Source organism: Streptomyces sp. NPDC056486, assembly GCF_042795295.1.
Taxonomy (GTDB): domain Bacteria; phylum Actinomycetota; class Actinomycetes; order Streptomycetales; family Streptomycetaceae; genus Streptomyces.
The window spans coordinates 1-20778 of sequence record NZ_JBHTSF010000153.1; the positions used below are offsets into that span (position 1 = coordinate 1).

19 protein-coding genes and 5 tRNA genes are annotated in these 20778 nt (G+C 68.6%); 10 read left to right on the plus strand and 14 right to left on the minus strand.

The features are described from left to right. The 4 genes from ACFQ7F_RS37280 to leuC all read right to left on the minus strand — a co-directional run. Positions 1-554, minus strand: a 554-nt coding sequence (locus ACFQ7F_RS37280; protein ID WP_383280893.1) for an HU family DNA-binding protein, incomplete at its 3' end; no start/stop codon positions are given. Positions 555-727: 173 nt separating this feature from the next. Further along, a complete protein-coding gene (locus ACFQ7F_RS37285) occupies positions 728-964 on the minus strand; it encodes a hypothetical protein (RefSeq protein WP_383280896.1) in 237 nt (78 codons plus the stop codon). Positions 965-1203: 239 nt separating this feature from the next. Beyond that, positions 1204-1797 (minus strand): 3-isopropylmalate dehydratase small subunit, encoded by a 594-nt coding sequence (gene leuD / locus ACFQ7F_RS37290; protein WP_383280899.1) that lies wholly within the window; start codon positions 1795-1797, stop codon positions 1204-1206. Positions 1798-1802: 5 nt separating this feature from the next. Continuing rightward, complete coding sequence (gene leuC, locus ACFQ7F_RS37295; RefSeq protein WP_383280902.1) at positions 1803-3236, minus strand: 3-isopropylmalate dehydratase large subunit; 1434 nt, start codon at positions 3234-3236, stop codon at positions 1803-1805. 181 nt (positions 3237-3417) lie between these two features. Between leuC and ndgR the strand changes: the two genes are divergently transcribed. Next, on the plus strand, positions 3418-4134 hold the full coding sequence (gene ndgR, locus ACFQ7F_RS37300; RefSeq protein WP_383280905.1) for an IclR family transcriptional regulator NdgR: 717 nt from the start codon (positions 3418-3420) through the stop codon (positions 4132-4134). Positions 4135-4227: 93 nt separating this feature from the next. On the opposite strand, the gene ACFQ7F_RS37305 is transcribed toward ndgR, so the two are convergent. Then, positions 4228-4686, minus strand: a complete 459-nt coding sequence (locus ACFQ7F_RS37305; protein WP_383280930.1) for a DUF4188 domain-containing protein — start codon at positions 4684-4686, stop codon at positions 4228-4230. Positions 4687-4832: 146 nt separating this feature from the next. Between ACFQ7F_RS37305 and ACFQ7F_RS37310 the strand changes: the two genes are divergently transcribed. Beyond that, positions 4833-5480 (plus strand): MerR family transcriptional regulator, encoded by a 648-nt coding sequence (locus ACFQ7F_RS37310; RefSeq protein ID WP_383280908.1) that lies wholly within the window; start codon positions 4833-4835, stop codon positions 5478-5480. A gap of 108 nt (positions 5481-5588) precedes the next feature. On the opposite strand, the gene ACFQ7F_RS37315 is transcribed toward ACFQ7F_RS37310, so the two are convergent. The 9 genes from ACFQ7F_RS37315 to ACFQ7F_RS37355 all read right to left on the minus strand — a co-directional run bounded on the left by ACFQ7F_RS37315 (position 5589) and on the right by ACFQ7F_RS37355 (position 9643). Continuing rightward, positions 5589-5661 (minus strand) — tRNA-Glu (locus ACFQ7F_RS37315). A gap of 22 nt (positions 5662-5683) precedes the next feature. Beyond that, positions 5684-5755: transfer RNA gene (locus ACFQ7F_RS37320), tRNA-Gln, on the minus strand. Positions 5756-5782: 27 nt separating this feature from the next. Continuing rightward, positions 5783-5855, minus strand: a tRNA-Glu gene (locus ACFQ7F_RS37325). A 62-nt stretch (positions 5856-5917) separates the two neighbouring features. Further along, positions 5918-5990, minus strand: a tRNA-Glu gene (locus tag ACFQ7F_RS37330). 21 nt (positions 5991-6011) lie between these two features. Further along, positions 6012-6083 (minus strand) — tRNA-Gln (locus ACFQ7F_RS37335). An 89-nt stretch (positions 6084-6172) separates the two neighbouring features. Continuing rightward, on the minus strand, positions 6173-6898 hold the full coding sequence (locus tag ACFQ7F_RS37340; RefSeq protein WP_383280911.1) for an HAD family hydrolase: 726 nt from the start codon (positions 6896-6898) through the stop codon (positions 6173-6175). Positions 6899-7100: 202 nt separating this feature from the next. Further along, positions 7101-8582: a glutamate--tRNA ligase gene (gene gltX, locus ACFQ7F_RS37345; protein WP_383280914.1), complete on the minus strand. Its 1482-nt coding sequence runs from the start codon at positions 8580-8582 to the stop codon at positions 7101-7103. Further along, on the minus strand, positions 8575-9363 hold the full coding sequence (locus ACFQ7F_RS37350) for a fumarylacetoacetate hydrolase family protein (RefSeq protein WP_383280917.1): 789 nt from the start codon (positions 9361-9363) through the stop codon (positions 8575-8577). Before ACFQ7F_RS37350 ends, gltX begins: the two co-directional genes overlap by 8 nt. Before the next feature lie 79 nt (positions 9364-9442). Beyond that, a complete protein-coding gene (locus ACFQ7F_RS37355; protein WP_383280933.1) occupies positions 9443-9643 on the minus strand; it encodes a hypothetical protein in 201 nt (66 codons plus the stop codon). 573 nt (positions 9644-10216) lie between these two features. On the opposite strand from ACFQ7F_RS37355, the gene ACFQ7F_RS37360 reads away from it, so the two are divergent. The 8 genes from ACFQ7F_RS37360 to ACFQ7F_RS37395 all read left to right on the plus strand — a co-directional run bounded on the left by ACFQ7F_RS37360 (position 10217) and on the right by ACFQ7F_RS37395 (position 20756). After that, positions 10217-14077: a nitrate- and nitrite sensing domain-containing protein gene (locus tag ACFQ7F_RS37360; RefSeq protein WP_383280920.1), complete on the plus strand. Its 3861-nt coding sequence runs from the start codon at positions 10217-10219 to the stop codon at positions 14075-14077. Beyond that, complete coding sequence (locus ACFQ7F_RS37365; RefSeq protein ID WP_098244998.1) at positions 14078-14497, plus strand: roadblock/LC7 domain-containing protein; 420 nt, start codon at positions 14078-14080, stop codon at positions 14495-14497. A gap of 120 nt (positions 14498-14617) precedes the next feature. Further along, positions 14618-15022, plus strand: a complete 405-nt coding sequence (locus tag ACFQ7F_RS37370; protein ID WP_190084712.1) for a DUF742 domain-containing protein — start codon at positions 14618-14620, stop codon at positions 15020-15022. Continuing rightward, positions 15003-15587 (plus strand): ATP/GTP-binding protein, encoded by a 585-nt coding sequence (locus ACFQ7F_RS37375; RefSeq protein WP_190084711.1) that lies wholly within the window; start codon positions 15003-15005, stop codon positions 15585-15587. Before ACFQ7F_RS37370 ends, ACFQ7F_RS37375 begins: the two co-directional genes overlap by 20 nt. A gap of 340 nt (positions 15588-15927) precedes the next feature. Next, complete coding sequence (locus ACFQ7F_RS37380; protein WP_383280924.1) at positions 15928-19074, plus strand: nitrate- and nitrite sensing domain-containing protein; 3147 nt, start codon at positions 15928-15930, stop codon at positions 19072-19074. A gap of 10 nt (positions 19075-19084) precedes the next feature. Continuing rightward, the gene (locus tag ACFQ7F_RS37385) at positions 19085-19498 is read left to right on the plus strand and encodes a roadblock/LC7 domain-containing protein (RefSeq protein ID WP_135330751.1); all 414 of its coding nucleotides are present in this window, start codon (positions 19085-19087) and stop codon (positions 19496-19498) included. A gap of 93 nt (positions 19499-19591) precedes the next feature. Beyond that, positions 19592-20191: a DUF742 domain-containing protein gene (locus ACFQ7F_RS37390; protein WP_383280927.1), complete on the plus strand. Its 600-nt coding sequence runs from the start codon at positions 19592-19594 to the stop codon at positions 20189-20191. After that, positions 20172-20756 carry an ATP/GTP-binding protein gene (locus ACFQ7F_RS37395; RefSeq protein WP_190084708.1) on the plus strand — a complete coding sequence of 195 codons (585 nt, stop codon included), beginning with the start codon at positions 20172-20174 and terminating at the stop codon, positions 20754-20756. Before ACFQ7F_RS37390 ends, ACFQ7F_RS37395 begins: the two co-directional genes overlap by 20 nt. Positions 20757-20778: the final 22 nt, after the last annotated feature.

Here is a 20778-nt window from a genome sequence, read left to right on the forward strand (position 1 = left end):
GGAGCGGCCTTCTTGGCCGTCGCCTTCTTGGCCGTGGCGGTCGCCTTCTTGGCCGTCGCCGTCGTCTTCTTGGCGGTGGTCTTCTTGGCGGTCGCCTTCTTCGCCGTCGCCGTCGTCTTCTTGGCGGTGGTCTTCTTGGCGGGAGTGGCCTTCTTCGCCGCCGCCTTCTTGGCCGTGGCCTTCTTGGCCGCCGCCTTCTTGACGGTCGCCGAAGCGCTGCCGCCCGAAAGGCTGCCCTTGGGCGCCTTCTTGACCGCGACGTCGTTCTTCGGGAGCTTCTTCGAGCCGCTCACCAGGTCCTTGAAGCCCTGTCCTGCGCGGAAACGCGGAACCGAGGTCTTCTTGACCCGAACGCGCTCCCCGGTCTGCGGGTTGCGGGCGTAACGGGCCGGACGGTCAACCTTCTCGAACGAGCCGAAACCGGTGACCGAAACACGGTCTCCGCTGACCACGGCACGGACGACTGCGTCCAGAACCGCGTCCACGGCGTCGGCGGCCTGCTGGCGGCCGCCCACCTTGTCGGCAATCGCTTCTACGAGCTGCGCCTTGTTCACGTCTTCCCCTTCGGAGACCTCGCCCGAGCGTATTCGCCAGGCTTTTTCGCACGTTAGGCAGATATATACCGCAAATCAAACACGAAACGGGCTAATCACCCTTGTGCCGCAACGAACTCGGCTGTCCATGAGTTCCTCGAAGGTTCCTCGAAGGCCCGTTTGAGCCTTGTGGCTCAGGTGTCTTCGGGGAATCGGCCCTCGTCAGCTTGGTCGAGGGACGCCATCAATAGCTCCAGACGCCTTGCCGCATCGGCGAGATCGTGTTTGGCCGCAGCCGTAATGACCAGCAGCTTCCGGGTCAGCGCCATCCGTACGCCCTCCGGGACTTGCAGTGCACGCACCCTTGAGTGCGCTTCCTTCAGTTGGTCCGCAACAAGCCCGTAGAGCTCGAGTTGGCTGTCACGTTCCATGCACCGATTGTGCCATCTGGGGCGAGTTGTCGCCTCCGCAGGGGGTAACTACCCACATCCGGCGCCCTCCTGAGGGTACCCGGTCGGAGCGAGTACAAGGGGATTTCAAGCCTCTTCTACCGTCTGAATCAAGGGAGTTGAGACCACCCGTTCAGGTCATCGCGCACCCGGAAAGGGGCAGACACAGATGTACCCCCAACCGTCCACGATTGGGGGTACACCAGGGTGTTGCGGGGGTGTCAGACCTGCACCGTCCGCGGCTTGTACGAGGGGCGCGTCGACTCGTACGCGGCGATGTCCGGCTCGTTCTGGAGCGTGATGCTGATGTCGTCCAGACCGTTCAGGAGACGCCAGCGGGCGTTCTCGTCGAGCTCGAAGTCGGCGGTGACGCCCTCGGCCCGGACTTGGCGATCCTGCAGGTCAACGGTGATTTCGGCCTGCGGGTCGGCCTCCGTGAGCGCCCAGAGCGCGTCCACGACCTGCTGGTCGAGTACGACGGTCAGCAGACCGTTCTTCAGCGAGTTGCCGCGGAAGATGTCGGCGAAGCGCGGGGAGATGACGGTCTTGAAGCCGTAGTTCTGCAGGGCCCACACGGCGTGCTCGCGCGAGGAGCCCGTACCGAAGTCGGGTCCCGCGACCAGAACCGATGCTCCCTGGCGTTCGGGTTTGTTCAGGACGAACTCGCCGTCCTTGCGCCAGGCCTCGAAGAGCCCGTCCTCAAATCCGTCCCTGGTGACCTTCTTCAGCCAGTGGGCGGGGATGATCTGGTCGGTGTCGACGTTGCTGCGGCGCAGCGGAACGGCCCGGCCGGTGTGCGTGGTGAATGCTTCCATGGCTCTCAGACTCCGGCGGTGACGGGGGCGTCAGGGGCATCGGTCAGGTCGGCGGGCGAGGAAAGATGCCCGGTCACCGCGGTGGCGGCGGCGACCTGCGGCGACACCAGATGGGTGCGGCCGCCCTTGCCCTGCCTGCCCTCGAAGTTGCGGTTGGACGTCGATGCGCAGCGCTCGCCGGGGGCAAGTTGGTCGGGGTTCATGCCCAGGCACATCGAGCAGCCCGCGTGCCGCCATTCGGCGCCCGCGGCGGTGAAGACCTTGTCCAGGCCCTCCTCGATGGCCTGCAGGGCGACCCGGACCGAGCCGGGAACGACCAGCATCCTTACGCCGTCGGCGACTTTGCGGCCCTCGACGATGGAGGCGGCCGCACGCAGGTCCTCGATGCGGCCGTTGGTGCAGGAACCTACGAAGACGGTGTCGACCTTGATGTCGCGCAGCGCCTGCCCTGCGGTCAACCCCATGTATTCCAGGGCCTTTTCAGCGGCGTACCGCTCCGAGGCGTCTTCGTACGAAGCAGGATCGGGGACCCGCTCCGAGAGCGGCGCGCCCTGGCCCGGGTTGGTGCCCCAGGTGACGAACGGCGCGAGCTGGGTGGCGTCGATGTAGACCTCGGCGTCGAAGACCGCGTCCTCGTCCGTCTTCAGGGTCTTCCAGTACGCGACCGCCGCGTCCCACTCCTCGCCCTTCGGGGCGTGGTCTCGGCCCTCGATGTAGTCGAAGGTGGTCGCGTCGGGGGCGATCATGCCCGCGCGGGCGCCGGCCTCGATCGACATGTTGCAGATGGTCATGCGGGCTTCCATCGAGAGTTTCTCGATGGCGGAGCCGCGGTACTCCAGGACGTAGCCCTGGCCGCCGCCGGTGCCGATCTTGGTGATGATGGCGAGGATCAGGTCCTTGGCCGTGACGGTGTCGGGCAGTTCGCCGTCCACCGTGATGGCCATGGTCTTCGGGGGCGCCATCGGCAGCGTCTGCGTGGCCAGGACGTGCTCGACCTGGGAGGTGCCGATGCCGAACGCCAGCGCGCCGAAGGCGCCGTGCGTGGAGGTGTGCGAGTCGCCGCAGACCACGGTCGTGCCGGGCTGCGTCAGTCCCAGCTGGGGGCCCACCACGTGGACGACACCCTGCTCGACGTCGCCGAGCGAGTGCAGCCGCACGCCGAACTCGGCGCAGTTCTTGCGCAGCGTCTCCAACTGGGCCCGCGAGACCGGGTCCGCGATGGGCTTGTCGATGTCGAGGGTCGGGGTGTTGTGATCCTCGGTGGCGATGGTGAGGTCGAGGCGCCGCACCGGGCGACCGGCCTGCCTCAGGCCGTCGAAGGCCTGCGGGCTCGTCACCTCGTGCAGCAGGTGCAGATCGATGAAGAGAAGGTCGGGCTCGCCTTCGGCGCGCCGGACGACGTGGTCGTCCCAGACCTTCTCCGCGAGTGTCCTACCCATCGCTTTCCCTCCGACCGGCTGTGTTGGCGCCGGCCCAACTAGAGAATTTTTCGTCCACGCCCGTACCCCTCGTACCGTGCGTGGACCGCTATCCGTTGGTCCGCGGATCGCACGTACAGGGTGACGTGTTCCATGGGAAATTGAACTTGCGTTTCACAGAGTGAGACGCGAGTATCGACGCATGGACAACTCTAGCGGCGTCGGCGTTCTCGACAAGGCGGCTCTCGTCTTGAGCGCCCTGGAGTCCGGCCCGGCCACCCTCGCGGGTCTGGTCGCGGCCACCGGACTCGCACGACCCACGGCACATCGCCTGGCTGTGGCACTGGAACACCACCGGATGGTGGCGCGCGACATGCAGGGCCGTTTCATTCTCGGCCCGCGGCTCTCGGAACTCGCGGCGGCGGCCGGCGAGGACCGGCTGCTCGCCACGGCGGGCCCTGTCCTCACGCATGTGCGTGACGTGACGGGCGAGAGCGCGCAGCTCTACCGCCGCCAGGGCGACATGCGCATCTGCGTCGCCGCGGCCGAGCGCCTCTCCGGCCTGCGGGACACGGTCCCCGTCGGCTCGACGCTCACGATGAAAGCGGGCTCGTCCGCGCAGATCCTGATGGCCTGGGAGGAGCCTGAGCGCCTGCACCGCGGCCTCCAGGGCGCCCGCTTCACGGCAACGGCCCTCTCGGGCGTACGCCGCCGGGGCTGGGCCCAGTCGATCGGCGAGCGAGAGCCGGGCGTCGCGTCCGTCTCCGCCCCCGTGCGCGGCCCGTCGAACCGCGTGGTCGCCGCCGTCTCGGTCTCGGGACCGATCGAGCGGCTGACCCGCCACCCGGGCCGCATGCACGCCCAAGCGGTCATCGACGCGGCCGGACGCCTGTCTGAGGCCCTGCGCCGCACGGGCTGACGACCGACCCGCACCACTCACGGACAGCACACAGAACGCCCGAGGGGCCGCCTCAACGCCGCGGCGACCCCTCGGGCGTTCTCGTATATACCCTCAGGCCGCCTTGAGGCGGTCCGCGGCACCCTCACCGCGCCGCCCGACGGGCACCACTCCGACGGCCTTCCCCAGGCCGAACTCCGGCATGTTCACGTACACCTGCTCATGGCCACCGGCCGGCACGACATACGTCTCGTGCCAGAAGCCGACCTTCCCCTTGCCCTCCCGCATCCGCCGGTTGAATGCGGCCCAGGCGGGCCTGTGCTCCTTGCCCTGTGCGGACGCGTAGGCGAGCAGCTTCTCCGACGACTCCCAGTACTGGACGATGTACAGCACGCGCGGGGCGCCGAGCAGCAGCTCGTACCCCAGCAGGCCGATCTCCGGGTCCTTGGACAGCTCTTTGAGCATCTGCGGCATCGCCCGGAAGACGGGCCACCAGCTGCGCACAGCACGGAAGTTGTTGATGCGCATCCCGATGTTGAAGACGGTCACGCCGCCCTGCGCGTCGGCGGTCATGCGCCCTTCGATCGGCTTGCTGCTCACGATGGTTTCCCCTCCAGAGAGCGTTGGATAGTTTCGCTATCCATGATTGGATAGTGCCACTCCCCAAGCGAACGCGCAAGAGGGACAAGGCAAGAGAGAACAAGAGGGAAAGCGAGCCGATGAGACTGGCGGAGCTCAGCACGCGCAGCGGGGTCTCGACGGCCACGATCAAGTACTACCTGCGCGAGGGCCTGGTCCCGCCGGGCCGCCGCGTGAGCGCGACGCAGGCCGAGTACGACGAGAAGCACCTGCAGCGGCTGCGGCTCGTCCGCGCGCTCATCCAGGTGGGCCGGGTGCCGGTCGCATCCGCCAGGGAGGTGCTCTCCGCCCTGGAGGACGACTCCCTGGACCACAGCTCCCGCCTGGGCACGGCCGTGTGGGCACTCCCCCACGGCCCCGAGCCCGTCGAGGACGACCCGGCGACGGTGACGGCACGGCACACGGTCGACGCCCTGCTCGAACGGATCGACTGGCGGTACGGGCAGGGCTACGGGCCCGAGTCACCGGCGTACGGAATGCTCGTGACCGCGGTCGCGACGCTCGCCCGGCTCGGATACCCCTGCGGCGTCGACGACTTGGCGCCCTACGCGCGCTCGGCCGGTCAACTGGCCGTAGCCGACCTGGACTTGGTGGAGCGCTACGAGTCGCCGGACGAGCAGCTCGAGGCGGCGGTCGCGCTCACCGTCCTCTACGAACCGGTCCTGCTGAGCCTGCGCAGGCTCGCCCAGGCGGAGGAGGCCAACCGCCGCTACAGGCAAGAGGATTGACCGCTAAGAACCGGAGAGCCTGAAAGCCGGAGAGCCGGAGAGCCGGAGAGCCGGAAAGAGAACAACGAAGGGGCCCTCCCTTGCGGGAAGGCCCCTTCTCGATTCGCGTACCCCCGACCGGATTCGAACCGGCGCTACCGCCTTGAGAGGGCGGCGTGCTAGGCCGCTACACAACGGGGGCTAGCTTGTCCTGCTGTACTGCGCTGGGCTACCAGGACTCGAACCTAGAACAACGGAACCAGAAACCGTCGTGTTGCCAATTACACCATAGCCCACTGTGGTCTAGACCAGCTAGACCTGCGTACCCCCGACCGGATTCGAACCGGCGCTACCGCCTTGAGAGGGCGGCGTGCTAGGCCGCTACACAACGGGGGCCCTAGCGATCCTGCATCGGCTGCAGCGGGTGCGACCCGGACTGCTTCCATGGGAAGGATCTGTACCCCCGACCGGATTCGAACCGGCGCTACCGCCTTGAGAGGGCGGCGTGCTAGGCCGCTACACAACGGGGGCGTTGCAGATAAGCTCTGCGAGCTGGCCTACCAGGACTCGAACCTAGACTAACGGAACCAGAAACCGTCGTGCTGCCAATTACACCATAGGCCATCGATACGCAACCCCTTGCGGGAGTTTTGCTTCGACTTGCGTCTCCCTGTCCGGACCTTTCGGCCTTCTCGGGCGGCGCAGGAAGAACATTACCCGAAGGTGGACGGCGCTCCAAAACGGGTATCGCCGCGGAGCAGCGGCGGCAGCTCGGCGAGACGCGTGATGCGGTGCACGCCCGACGGGCCTTCCTGGGACGTGCTGTTGCGGTCGAGCCAGATCCCGAGAAGACCCGCGTCACGGGCACCGCGCGCGTCGATCTCCGGCTGGTCCCCCACATAGGCGACCTCCTCGGGAGCCAGGCCCATCGTCGTGCACACCGCGAGGAAGGCCTCCGCCGCGGGCTTGGAGACGCCGAGTTCGGCGGCACACAGGACGGACTCGAAGCGGTCGCGCACGCCGAGGACGCGCAGCTTGCGGTCCTGGACGGTCAGGGCGGAGTTGGAGAGGACCGCGTGACGGTAATCACCGGCGAGGGAGTCCAGGACGGGGAGGGTATCGGGGAAAAGTTTCCAGGCGGATTCGTAGTGGACGAGATAGCGCTCGAACCAGGCGTCCGCGTCCTGGTCGGTCAGGACGGCGTCCAGGAACTCGCGCACGCGGTCGCGGCGCTGGGCCTCGAACTCGATCCCTCCGGCACTGAAGCGGGCCCAGTGCCGCTCGGTGACCTCTTTCCACAGGACGAGGGCGCGCTCGGCGGTCTCGTACCGCTCGATGAGGCCTTCGGCGGTGAGGTGGGCGTGCATACCTGCACTGTCGGCGTGCGCGTAATCGAAGATCGTGTCGTCTACGTCCCAGACCACGGCTTTGATCGGCATGGCACCGACGGTAATCGCAGCCGCCGCTCCCGGCTGGGGGTTCGGGGGCCCGCGACGGAGTTGCTTGTGTCACAGCCCCCGAAGAATGCAGTGTCTACGTCCCAGACCACGGCTTTGATCGGCATGCCTCGAACGTACGCCAAGGGCCCGGAAGCCGTGGTGGCTTCCGGGCCCTTCGTGCTGCACGTGCGTGCTGGCGCGCCTACGCGGCCAGCTTCGCCAGCGTCGCGTCGATGCGGGTCAGCGACTTCTCCTTGCCCAGGATCTCCAGGGACTCGAAGAGGGGCAGGCCGACCGTGCGGCCGGTGACGGCCACGCGGACCGGGGCCTGGGCCTTGCCGAGCTTCAGGCCGTGCTCCTCGCCGGCGGCCAGGACCGCCTCCTTGAGGGACTCCGGGGACGTCCAGTCGGCGGCGTCGAGCTTGGCGCGGGCCGTCGTCAGGAGGGCGGCAGGGTCGCCCTTGCCCATGGCCTTCGTCCAGGACGCCTCGTCCTCGACGGGCTCGTCCAGGAAGAGGAAGTCCACGTTCTCCGTGATCTCAGAGAGGACCTTGATGCGGGTCTGGGCGTGCGGGGCGATGGCCTCCCAGGCCGCCTGGTCGAACGCCTCGGGGGCCCAGTTCGCGTGCGGGGCCTTCAGCCACGGCTCGCAGGCCGCCGCGAACGCCTTCACGTCCAGCATGCGGATGTGGTCGGCGTTGATCGCCTCGGCCTTCTTCAGGTCGAAGCGGGCCGGGTTGGCGTTCACGTCCGCGAGGTCGAACTTGGCGACCATGTCGGGGATCGAGAAGACGTCCTGGTCCGCGGAGAACGACCAGCCCAGGAGGGACAGGTAGTTGAGGAGGCCCTCGGGGAGGAAGCCGCGCTCGCGGTAGAGGTTCAGGGACGCCTGCGGGTCGCGCTTGGAGAGCTTCTTGTTGCCCTCGCCCATGACGTACGGGAGGTGGCCGAAGGCCGGGGTCTCCTTGGCGATGCCCAGGTCGGCAAGGGCCTTGTAGAGGGCGATCTGGCGCGGGGTCGAGGAGAGCAGGTCCTCGCCGCGCAGGACGTGGGTGATCTCCATAAGGGCGTCGTCGACCGGGTTCACCAGGGTGTAGAGCGGTGCTCCGTTGGCGCGGACGATGCCGTAGTCCGGGAGGTTCTCCGGCTGGACGGTGATCTCGCCGCGGACCAGGTCCGTGAACGTGATCGCCTCGTCGGGCATGCGGAAGCGGACGATGGGCTTGCGGCCCTCCGTCTCGTACGCGGCGCGCTGCTCGGCGGTCAGGTCGCGGCAGTGGCCGTCGTAGCCGGACGCCTTGCCCGCCGCGCGGGCGGCCTCGCGGCGGGTGTCCAGCTCCTCCGTGGAGCAGTAGCAGTAGTACGCGCGCCCGGCGTCCAGAAGCTTGGCGGCGACGTCCTGGTAGATGTCCATGCGCTGCGACTGGCGGTACGGCTCGTGCGGGCCGCCGACCTCGGGGCCCTCGTCCCAGTCGAAGCCCAGCCAGCGCATCGACTCCAGGAGCTGCTCGTACGACTCCTCCGAGTCGCGAGCCGCGTCGGTGTCCTCGATGCGGAAGACCAGGACGCCCTCGTTGTGCCGGGCGTAGGCCCAGTTGAAGAGAGCGGTGCGGACCAGGCCCACGTGGGGGTTGCCGGTCGGCGAGGGACAGAAACGTACGCGTACGGGAGTCGCGTTAGCCACGCTTGATCACCTTGTTGGTGAGAGTGCCGATGCCTTCGATGGTGACGGCGACCTCGTCGCCGACGTTCAGGGGGCCGACCCCTGCCGGGGTGCCCGTGAGGATGACGTCGCCCGGGAGCAGCGTCATGGCCTCGGAGATGTGCACGATCAGGTCCTCGATGGAGCGGACCATCTCGGCCGTACGCCCCAGCTGGCGCTGTTCGCCGTTGACCGTGCACTGGATGGTGAGGTCGGAGGGGTCGAGGTCGGTCTCCACCCAGGGGCCGAGCGGGCAGGAGCTGTCGAAGCCCTTGGCCCTGGCCCACTGCTTCTCGCGCTTCTGCACGTCACGTGCGGTGACGTCGTTGGCGCAGGTGTAGCCGAGGATGACGTCACGGGCGCGCTCGCGCGGCACCTCGCGGCACATACGGCCGATGACCACGGCGAGCTCGGCCTCGTAGTGCACCTCCTGCGAGAAGGAGGGGTACGCGATGGAGTCGCCGGGGCCGATGACCGAGGTGGACGGCTTGAAGAAGGCGACCGGGACCTCGGGGACCTCGTTGCCGAGCTCCGCCGCGTGGTCCGCGTAGTTGCGGCCGATGCCCACGACCTTGTTGGGGAGCACCGGAGGCAGCAGCCTGACCTTGCTCAGCGGGACCTTCGTGCCGGAGAGCTCGAAGTCCGCGAACGGGATGCCCTTGATGATGTCGAGGACGAGCCCGTCGGTCGTTCCGGGGGGACTCTCGCCCTCGACCGCGCCGAAGGCGACGTTTCCGTCGATGGAGAACCTGGCGATGCGCACGTGAGCGTTGGCCCCTTGCTGGTTTTGGGTGGAGTCTGACGCTCCAGGCTAACGCGGCAAGGGGGGCCGACCCCTCGTATTAACCCGCGAGCGGGAGCTGCGGCTCCGGCGCGTCCATCAGGATCGTGCGCTTCGGGTTGGCCGTCTGTGTCGGCAGTTCCAGTGCGTGGTCCGGCTGCTCGGCGGCCGGGGCGACCTCCTGTGCATCCGTGAGGTGCGCGAGGGTGGTGCGGCGGGGGTTGGCTATGTTGCGGAACATCGCCGACTTGACGGTCTTCATCTGCTGTTCGGATCCTGTCGGTTGAGGCGTCGCGTGGCGGGCGCCGGTTGTCGGATGTGCCATCCCTGTAAAGCGTCAGGCTAAACATCCAATTCCCGCCCAAAGCTTGGATGAGGCCTTGATCTTGATGTGAGTTTCCTCACGACTGAGCGGGCAAATAGGTCAATTCAGGCCCGTGAAGGGCTTGTTGGAATCGGACATTGCGCCACTGAAGCCACCATTCCGCTCCCGATCATGAACACTGGGACACCCCTGGTCCACGGGTTTCCTGGGCCCAATCGACCGGTTTGTCCTGATCACTTTCTACGTCTCGTGACACGCCACTCACGCCGGGTCACGGAAGTCCCGGCGCGACACACGGGCCTTGTTGGAGATCCTGCACTGTGCTGGAATTCCCGGGACCGCCGCGGGATCGAACCGGCGCGCAGGGGCGCAACGCAGCGCCGAGTGGCGGCGGGGAAGGGGAGCAGCGCCGGTCACTCACGACCACCATGGGGCGTTTCGCGCCCCACGACGCCGACACCGTCCCGCCGTTTGTGCGGAGGGACGCCTGGTCCAGAGGTTGCGACGCTAGTGCAGGGACGTTTCAAGAGGGATGGCAGCGGCGCTGCGGCGGAGCCGGAGCGCGGCGGGACCGACCGCGGCTCCTCGGCCCAGCACGCCCAGAACCCCGGGCAGGCACCGACCGGCGACAGCGGTCACGGTCCCGTGCGCGGAGTGGGCGGCACAAGCCTGCCCACGGCCGCTCCGGCATCGGGCGGCTCGACGGGCACGACCAAGTCGCCCACCGGCCCCGGCTCGCGAATAGCCCTGCGCAACTGGCGCATCTCCACCCGACTTGTCTCGCTGCTCGCGCTCCCCGTGATCACCGCGACCTCCCTCGGCGCTCTTCGTATCAATGAGTCGATGGACGAGATCCAGCAGCTCAACAACATGAAGATGCTGACCGACATGACCAAGCGGGCCACCGAGCTGGCCTCCGCGCTCCAGGAGGAGCGCGACCGCTCGGCAGGTCCCCTCGCGCACGGCGCGAAGTCGTCGGACTACGTGGTCAAGGGCTCCCGGCAGAAGACCGACCGCGCGTACAACCGTTTCCTCCAGGAGACGCAGGAGCTCGACAACACCGACAGTGACAAGGGCCTCCTCGGCGTCCGCGCCAACACGGTCGAGATCACCCAGCAGCTCCAGCAGATCACCAAGGTCCGCAAGGACGCGTACAAGGACGCGAACTCCACCTCGCAGACGGTCGACGCCTACAGCCAGCTCATCGAGCAGCTGCTCTCCCTGTCCTCGGACATGGCGCAGGCGACCAGCAACCCGGACATGATCCAGCGCACCCGCGCCCTGACGGCCTTCTCCTCCGCCAAGGAGTACGCCTCGGTGCAGCGCGCCGTGATCGCCGCCTCGCTCCCCGCGGGCGACAGCACGTTCGGCAAGATCTCCGAGACCGACCGGCGCTACGGCTTCGCCGCGCTCGACAAGGAGAACTCCAAGCTGGATGCCTTCAAGGGCATCTACTCGGGCAACCCCGACGAGCTGACCAAGCCGATCGACGGCGGCAACTCGTCCATCAAGGGCGCCGACTCCTACGCCAAGCGTGTGCTTGAGCAGGAGGGCGGCATCAAGCTCCAGGACAAGCGGTCGTACAAGGACTGGGTGGACGCCGACACCACCAAGATCGACGCGATGTCCAAGATCGAGCTCACGCTGCTCAACGAGATGGAACAGAAGGCCCGCGAGCTGCGCAACGAGTCCGAGCAGGCCGCCATCCTCAACGGTGCGCTGATCCTGCTCGTCCTCGGTGTCTCGCTCGTCGGCGCCTTCGTCGTGGCCCGGTCCATGATCCGCTCGCTGCGGCGCCTCCAGGACACCGCGACCAAGGTCGCCCAGGACCGCCTGCCCGAGCTCGTCAAGCAGCTCTCCGAGGCCGACCCGCAGGACGTCGACACCTCCGTCGAGTCCGTCGGTGTGCACTCCAGGGACGAGATCGGCCAGGTGGCCGCGGCCTTCGACGACGTGCACCGCGAGGCCGTCCGCCTCGCCGCCGAGCAGGCGCTTCTGCGAGGCAACGTCAACGCGATGTTCACCAACCTCTCGCGCCGTTCGCAGGGCCTCATCCAGCGCCAGCTCTCGCTCATCTCCGAGCTGGAGTCGCGCGAGGCCGACCCGGACCAGCTGTCCTCGCTCTTCAAGCTCGACCACCTCGCGACCCGCATGCGCCGTAACGGCGAGAACCTCCTCGTTCTCGCCGGTGAAGAGCCCGGCCGCCGCTGGACCCGGCCCGTTCCGCTCGTCGACGTGCTGCGTGCCGCCGCGTCCGAGGTGGAGCAGTACGAGCGCATCGAGCTCTCCGCGGTTCCGACGACCGAGGTCGCGGGACGCGTGGTCAACGACCTCGTGCACCTGCTCGCCGAGCTGCTCGAGAACGCGACGTCGTTCTCGTCGCCGCAGACCAAGGTCAAGGTCACCGGTCACGCGCTGCCCGACGGGCGTGTGCTCATCGAGATCCACGACACGGGCATCGGCCTCTCCCCCGAGGACCTCGCCGCGATCAACGAGCGGCTCGCGTCGCCGCCCACCGTGGACGTCTCGGTCTCGCGCCGCATGGGTCTGTTCGTGGTCGGCCGTCTTTCGCAGCGCCACGGCATCCGTATCCAGCTCCGTCCTTCGGACTCCGGCGGCACGACCGCGCTGGTCATGCTGCCCGTCGATGTCGCCCAGGGCGGCAAGAACGCGCCGAACAAGCCCGGTGCGCCCGTCCCCGGCCAGAGCGGTGGCCCCGTCGCCGCGCAGGCCTCCGCGGGTGCCGCCGCCGCGCGTCGCGGAGTCGGCGCCGGAAGCGGTGCGCCCGGCTCGGCTCCCGCGGGTTCCGCGGGCCGGCTCGGTACGGGTCCGCCTCGTGGCCAAGTCACGGGTACGGGGCCGCGTGCCGCGCTGCCCTCGCGTGACGGGGGGCCGCGTGCCGGTTCGCCGTCCGCTCCGGCGGGTCCTTCCGGTCAGCAGCCTTCCCGGCAGGGGACGCCCGGATTCGGCGCCGGTGGCACGGGCGGTTCCGGTGGCAGCCTCTTCGAGGGCGGGCAGGGCAGTGGCCGCGGTCAGGGTTCCGCGCCGCAGCCTCCCGTACCCCAGCAGCGTACGAATCCGGTGAACCCGGCCGCTCCCATGAGCCCCTCCGCGAACGACGCGGGGGACCAGGGACGCAGGCCGCAGCTGCCGCCGCGCGGCGGAGGCCCGCGCGCCGAGCTTCCCGGGGGCAACCCGCAGCCGCGCGTGCCCAGTTGGAGCGACGAGAACGCGCAGCCGCAGATCTCGCGCGAGCCGTTCGACACCCCGCGCGGGCACGAGGAGCCGGAGTCCACCGGACAGTTCCCGCACCCCGTGGCGGGCGCAGGCGCGCAGGGCCCCGGCTCGACCGCCGAGTTCCCGCGGCCGGACTTCAACGGGCCTCCGCCCGGAACGGGCTCGCCGCAGAGCACCGATCACGGTCAGCAGGGTGGTCAGGGGCAGAACCAGGGTCCGGGCCAGAACCAGGGTCAGGGTCAGCAGGGCACCGGGCAGTACGTCCGCCCGGACGTCTTCGGTGGTCAGGGCGGCGCGTCCGCCGGCACCGGCCAGTTCCAGCGTCCCGGCACCAGCGCTCCCGGCTACAACGGCGGGGCGCCTCGGCGCGGCCAGGGCTCCGGTCAGGGTCAGGGTCAGGGTCCCGGTGATCAGGGGCAGGGCGGCCCGCTCGGCATCCCGCCGGTGCCGCAGCAGCCCTCGCAGCAGCAGCCTTCGCAGCAGCCGCAGCACCCCCAGCAGCCTTCGCAGCCCTCGCAGTCGGAGGGGCTGCCGCCCGCCGGTCCCGGCGACGGCCGCACCCCGCTGTTCGACACGCTGGAGACCAACTGGTTCCAGCAGCAGCAACAGCAGCAGCCCCAGCAAGGCCACCAGGGTCCGCAGGGCGGCGACCGCTCCCCCGAGCAGCAGCAGCCGCAGCAGCCCCTGCGTCCGCAGCGCCCGCAGCCCTCGTCGCCGCTCCCCTCGCGGCCGCAGGCACAGCAGCCGCAGAACCCGGGCCTGCCCCAGCGCCCGGCCTCAGCGCCCGCCCCCGCGTCCAACGGAACCGGCGGCGGCAACGTCAACAGCGTCACGAACGGCAGCGCCGCCTCCTGGCGCACCTCGCCCAACGACGAGCTGGGCCGCCAGGCCGAGCGCGTCCGGCAGCCGTCCGCCGGTGGTGTCACCACGTCCGGCCTGCCGCGCCGCGTCCCGCGGGCCAACCTCGTCGCGGGCACCGCACAGCAGCAGCAGGAAAGCACAGGTCCGCAGGTCTCGCGTGCGCCCGATGACGTGCGCGGCCGGCTGACGAATCTCCGTCGGGGCATCCAGCAGGGTCGCCAGGCCGGTACAGGCCAGACCGGCAGCTTCCCCACTCACCAGCAGGAGCGTTAGTTGAGTCCGAGTCAGGCGGCACAGAATCTGAACTGGCTGATCACGAACTTCGTGGACAACACCCCCGGGGTGTCCCACACGGTCGTGGTCTCCGCCGACGGCCTCCTTCTGGCGATGTCCGAGGGCTTCCCGCGTGACCGCGCCGATCAGCTGGCCGCGGTCGCGTCGGGGCTGACCTCGCTCACCGCCGGGGCCTCCCGGATCTTCGAGGGCGGCGCCGTCACCCAGACCGTGGTGGAGATGGAGCGGGGGTTCCTCTTCCTCATGTCTGTCTCCGACGGTTCGTCCCTGGCCGTGCTCGCGCACCCCGAGTGCGACATCGGCCTCGTCGGATACGAGATGGCACTGCTCGTCGACCGCGCGGGCGCCGTCCTCACCCCGGACCTCCGCGCCGAACTGCAGGGCAGCCTGTTGCACTGACTTTTCTTCATCGGCCGCCCCACCGACCGAACGTACTGACCACCGTCCGGCCAACCTGGTGCCCCCCACCGGCTCTATCAGACGGCACGCAGACCACCTGCTGTCCCGCCCGGAGGATCCATGACCCCGCCCAACGCCTCTCATGACCCGTACGGCTCTCACGCGTCGTACGGGATTGAAGGCGACCAGCCGCTGGTGCGTCCTTATGCGATGACCGGCGGCCGGACAAGGCCCCGCTACCAGCTCGCGATAGAGGCGCTGGTGAGCACGACGGCCGACCCGGCCCAGCTGATGGGGCTGCTCCCCGAGCACCAGCGCATCTGCCACCTGTGCCGTGAGGTCAAGTCGGTGGCCGAGGTGTCGGCCCTGCTCTCCATGCCGCTCGGCGTGGCCCGGATCCTCGTGGCCGACCTGGCCGAGGCCGGGCTCGTCGCCATTCACCAGCCCGGCGGCGACGAGAACGCCGGCGGTCAGCCTGACGTGACACTGCTCGAAAGGGTGCTCAGTGGACTTCGCAAGCTCTAGCAGCGGAGCGCCGGCTCGCTCCACCACTTCCGCGAAAATCGTGGTGGCGGGCGGCTTCGGCGTGGGCAAGACCACGTTCGTGGGCGCGGTTTCCGAGATCAACCCGCTGCGTACCGAGGCCGTCATGACGTCCGCGTCCGCGGGCATCGACGACCTCACCCACACCGGGGACAAGACGACGACGACCGTCGCCATGGACTTCGGCCGCATCACCCTGGACCAGGACCTGATCCTGTACCTCTTCGGTACGCCGGGACAGGACCGCTTCTGGTTCATGTGGGACGACCTCGTACGCGGCGCCATCGGCGCCGTCGTACTCGTGGACACCCGCCGTCTCGCCGACTGCTTTCCGGCCGTCGACTACTTCGAGAACAGCGGCCTGCCCTTCGTCATCGCCCTCAACGGCTTCGACGGCCACCAGCCGTACACCCCCGATGAAGTGCGCGAAGCCCTGCAGATCGGTCCCAACACCCCGATCATCACCACCGACGCCCGACACCGTGCGGACGCAAAGAGCGGCCTGATCACGCTGGTCGAGCACGCACTTATGGCACGACTCAAGTAGACGAGGGCATACGGAAGTTGCCGTAGATTCAACAGAGCGGTCTGTGTCCTTTGACACGGGTGGCCGCTCTGTTCATAACGTTTCGACAGAGAATTCACCGGGCGCCGCCACGCGTCGCGGTCATTCGGTGCCGCTACGCGCACAAGAGCCCCGCCTTTTGGCGGGGCTCGCTCCATTTGACCGTTTTATCTGAGGCTTACACCACTCACAACTTGCGCTTCCTACTGTTTGGTAGAGGACCGCCTGACGTGCTGGAATGCGTCGAACTGCCCAGTAGCACGGGCCTTGGAGACGACAGCGGGACCAGTGCAGGTTCCGCCGCCGAGAGGTTGTTGGTCGAGTGAGGCGAAGCAAGACGAGCCCCGCACCGCCGCATACGCGGGACACGCGGGGCAACTTCACCCCGCCGCCGCGCACAGCGGCGTCCCCCGCCGATGTGCAGGGTATGGAGACGCCGGCCCCCAGCGGCGGAAGACTGTCACCGCGCAACTGGCGCGTGCCGACACGCCTGAACGCGATCCTCCTCATACCCGTGCTCGTCGGCCTCGTCATGGGCGGCTTCCAGGTCAAGGGATCGATCGACACCTGGAGCGAAGCCCAGGACGCCGAAGCCACGGCCCGCCTCGTGCAGGCGTCGCTGAACTACGGCAACCGCCTCATCGAGGAGCGCGACCTCTCCGCCGCCCCGCTGCTGCGCGGCAAGAAGAACGACCCGATCGTCGTGAAGGCCCGCAAGGCCACCGACGAGGCCGGGGACAAGTTCGACGCCGCGGCCAAGAACATGCCGAAGAAGGAAGGCCTCGAGCGCCGCCTCGAAGGCTTCCACAAGGTGGAGCCGGGGCTGCAGTCCCTGCGCCAGGCCGCGTACACCTCCAAGCTCTCCGGCGCGCAGACCGAAGAGGGCTACGTCGCCATCCAGCACCCCCTGATGGAGTTCGCCAACGAACTCGGTCTCGGCACCGGAAACATCACCAGCTATGGCCGCACCGTCTACGCGATCTCGCTGACCAAGGCCGCGCTCTCCCTGCAGCGCTCCCTCGGTACGCACCTCCTCGTCAAGCCCGGTCCCACCGCGACGAGCCTCGCCAAGCAGCGTGTGGCGATCTCCTCGTACGCCTACCTCGAAGGCATCGCCATCGAGGAGTACACGGGTGGTGGCACCCCCGCGGACGTCGCCAAGCTCGAGGCCGCGAAGAAGCAGCTGAAGGCCGACGGCGAGAAGCAGGCCAAGCAGGCCGCCGCCGCAGCGAAGGCCAAGGGCGAGACGTTCGTCCCGCCGCCGTCCTCCGAGGCGATGGTCGCGGCCATGGCGCAGCTGGAGACCACGCAGCCCAGCGCGCGGGTCGCCCTCGCCGGCAAGGGCGTCACCCCCGAGGCCTGGTGGGCCACCACCAGCGCCAAGTTCGACGCGTACCGCACCATCGAGTCCGACCTGGCCGACAAGGCCGTTGACGAGGCCGCGGACATCGCGGCCAACGCCCAGCGCACCGCCTACATCAACGGCGCCATCGTCGTGATCGCGCTGCTCGCCGCCTTCATCCTGGCCGGGCTCATGGCCCGCCAGATGAGCCGCGCGATGCGCCAGCTGCGTACGGCCGCCTTCGGCATCGCCGAGCAGCGCCTTCCGATGCTGGTCGACCAGCTCTCGCGCACCGACCCCGGCCGCGTCGACACCCGCGTACAGCCCATCCCGATCAACTCCACGGACGAGATCGGCGAGGTCGCACGCGCCTTCGACCAGGTACACCGCGAGGCCGTCCGGCTCGCCGCCGAGCAGGCCCTGCTCCGCGGCAACATCAACGCGATCTTCACCAACCTCTCGCAGCGCAACCAGTCCCTGATCGAGGGCCAGCTGACCCTCATCACCGACCTGGAGAACAACGAGGCCGACCCGGACCAGCTGGAGAGTCTCTTCCGCCTGGACCACCTGGCCACCCGTATGCGACGTAACGGCGAGAACCTCCTGGTCCTCTCCGGTGAGGAGCCGGGACGCCGCTGGGACCAGCCGGTCCCGCTGGTCGACGTCCTGCGCGCCGCATCGTCCGAGGTGGAGCAGTACGAGCGCATCGAGCTTTCGGGCGTCCCGGAGGCCGAGATCCACGGCCTGGCCGTGACCGACCTCGTGCACCTGCTCGCCGAGCTCCTGGAGAACGCCACCACGTTCTCCTCGCCGCAGACCAAGGTCCGCGTCACCGCGACCCGCCTTCCGGACGGCCGCATCATGGTCGAGATCCACGACAAGGGCATCGGCCTCACGGCCGAGGACTTCGCGGACATCAACCACAAGCTGGCCAACCCGCCGACGGTGGACGCCGCGATCTCCCAGCGCATGGGCCTGTTCGTGGTCGGCCGCCTCTCCGACCGGCACGGCATCCGCGTCCAGCTGCGCCCCTCCGGCGAGCAGGCCGGCACGACCTCGCTCGTCATGCTCCCCGACGGGATCACGCACGGTGGCGGCGGCGGTGAGAACCAGCTGCCCGAATCCGACTTCACCGTCTCCTCGATCATGCCGGAGCAGCCGCAGGCCCCGGAGCCCGCGGCCTTCAACCACCCGCCCATACGTACGGCGGCCGAGCTCGGCTTCGACGACAGCCGCTACAACGGCGACGCGTTCGACTCCCAGGATCTCGACCCGGTGGGCCGCTCGCTGATGCGTGAGGAGCGGCGTGCCGCTCTGGAGGCGCAGGCGCAGGGCTTCGAGCAACAACAGGGCGGCTACGACCCCGCCTACGGTCAGCAGGCCCCCGTGTACGACGAGTACAACCAGGGCCAGCCCGTGCAGCAGGCGTACGACGATCCGTACTACCCGGCGCAGGACGGCTACCAGGACGCCCCCTATGCGGAAGCGGGTCAGGACGATCACGCCGCTCGCACGGGTGCTGTCTCCGAGCCGTTCGTGGCGTACCCGGACCGCTCTCACCAGGACGACTGGCCGACGCGTGGTGGGTTCGACGACAGCTCGGGTGCGTATCAGGCCGAGTACTCTCCGGAACCGGAATCTGGTCCGGCGGCTCCCGCGAACGGTGCTGAGCGCGTAGGCTTCGAGCGTCCCGGCCCGGCCCCGTCCGCGGTCCAAGACACCACCGCTGCGGGTCTTCCGCGCCGCGGCGCCACCGGTGCGGCCGACAACGGCAGCACCCCGGCCCCGGCCGGCGACGCGTTCGGCAACAACGACAGCAGCTGGCGTACGTCCAACGACGACCGCTGGCAGCGCGCCGAATCGCTGAAGGAGCCCAAGGCGGGTGGGGTCACCCCGTCCGGTCTCCCGAAGCGGGTGCCCAAGGCCAATCTGGTCGAGGGCACGGCGGAACAGACCCCACAGGGCGGCCCTCAGGTCTCCCGCGACCCCGAGGACGTTCGGGGTCGGCTGAGCAACCTGCGCCGCGGCGTCCAGCGGGGACGTAGCGCAGGCAGTGACACCACGAATGGCCAGGACACCGGTAATCACCGCGGTGGGCCTGACAGCACCTACAACCAGGAGCGTTAGTGTGAGCCCGATGAGCCAGGCGGCGCAGAATCTGAACTGGTTGATCACTAACTTCGTGGACAACACCCCCGGGGTGTCCCACACGGTGGTGGTCTCCGCCGACGGACTCCTTCTGGCGATGTCCGAAGGCTTCCCCCGCGACAGGGCCGACCAGCTCGCAGCTGTCGCGTCCGGTCTGACCTCCCTCACCGCCGGGGCCTCCCGGATCTTCGAGGGCGGTTCCGTGACCCAGACCGTTGTGGAGATGGAGCGAGGATTTCTCTTCCTCATGTCCATTTCTGACGGCTCTTCACTCGCCGTCCTCGCACACCCTGATGCGGACATCGGTCTCATTGGGTACGAGATGGCGCTTCTTGTCGACCGCGCCGGCACCGTACTTACGCCCGACCTGCGTGCGGAGCTGCAGGGGAGCCTTCTCAACTAGTAGACGTACGGTGCGTTTTCGCGCCCCGTGGCCGTAAGGTTTCGGGACGCGGCTCCAGAATGATGGTGCCCGGCACAGTCGGAGGAGGAGTACGTGGCAGGTTCAGGAACACCCCCGGACGGTTCGTCATCGGCCAACTGGTCGCCTGGTCACGGCCAGGGTCAGGGGCCGCACGACGGGGCGCCGAACCGTTACAACTTCCCCTCCACACCCAGCCAGCACCGCAGGCCCTATCAGCAACCGCAGCAGCCGGGCCCCCGCCAGAGCCCGTACGAGCAGCCTCACACCCCCAGGATTCAGCCAGTGCAACCACAGCGACGCGCCCCTGAACCGGCGCCCGCAGGTGCTGCGAGCAACCCCCTGGTGCGTCCGTACGCCATGACGGGCGGCCGCACCAGGCCCCGCTACCAGCTCGCCATCGAGGCGCTGGTGCACACCACCGCCCAACCGCACCAGTTGCAGGGCCAGTTGCCCGAGCATCAGCGGATCTGCAATCTGTGCCGCGAGATCAAGTCAGTCGCTGAGATCTCGGCACTTCTCTCCATTCCTCTCGGCGTCGCCCGAATCCTCGTAGCCGACCTGGCGGAGGCCGGACTTGTCGCCATCCATCAGCCGGGCGGCGACGAGACCGCCGGCGGCCAGCCAGACGTGACACTGCTCGAAAGGGTGCTCAGTGGACTTCGCAAGCTCTAGCGGCGGAGCAACAGCCCGCTCCACCACTTCCGCGAAAATCGTGGTGGCGGGCGGCTTCGGCGTGGGCAAGACCACGTTCGTCGGGGCGGTCTCTGAGATCAACCCGCTGCGCACCGAGGCCGTCATGACGTCCGCGTCCGCGGGCATCGACGACCTCACCCACACCGGGGACAAGACCACCACCACGGTGGCCATGGACTTCGGCCGCATCACCCTGGACCAGGACCTGATCCTGTACCTCTTCGGTACGCCGGGACAGGACCGCTTCTGGTTCATGTGGGACGACCTCGTACGCGGCGCGATCGGCGCGGTGGTACTGGTCGACACGAGGAGGCTCGCCGACTGCTTCCCCGCCGTCGACTACTTCGAGAACTCGGGCCTGCCCTTCGTCATCGCCCTCAACGGCTTCGACGGCCACCAGCCGTACACGCCCGACGAGGTCCGCGAGGCGCTGCAGATCGGCCCGGACACTCCGATCATCACCACCGACGCCCGACACCGTGCGGATGCGAAGAGCGGGTTGATCACGCTCGTGGAGCATGCGCTCATGGCGCGGCTTCGCTAACAGCCCCGTACACGTCCTACAG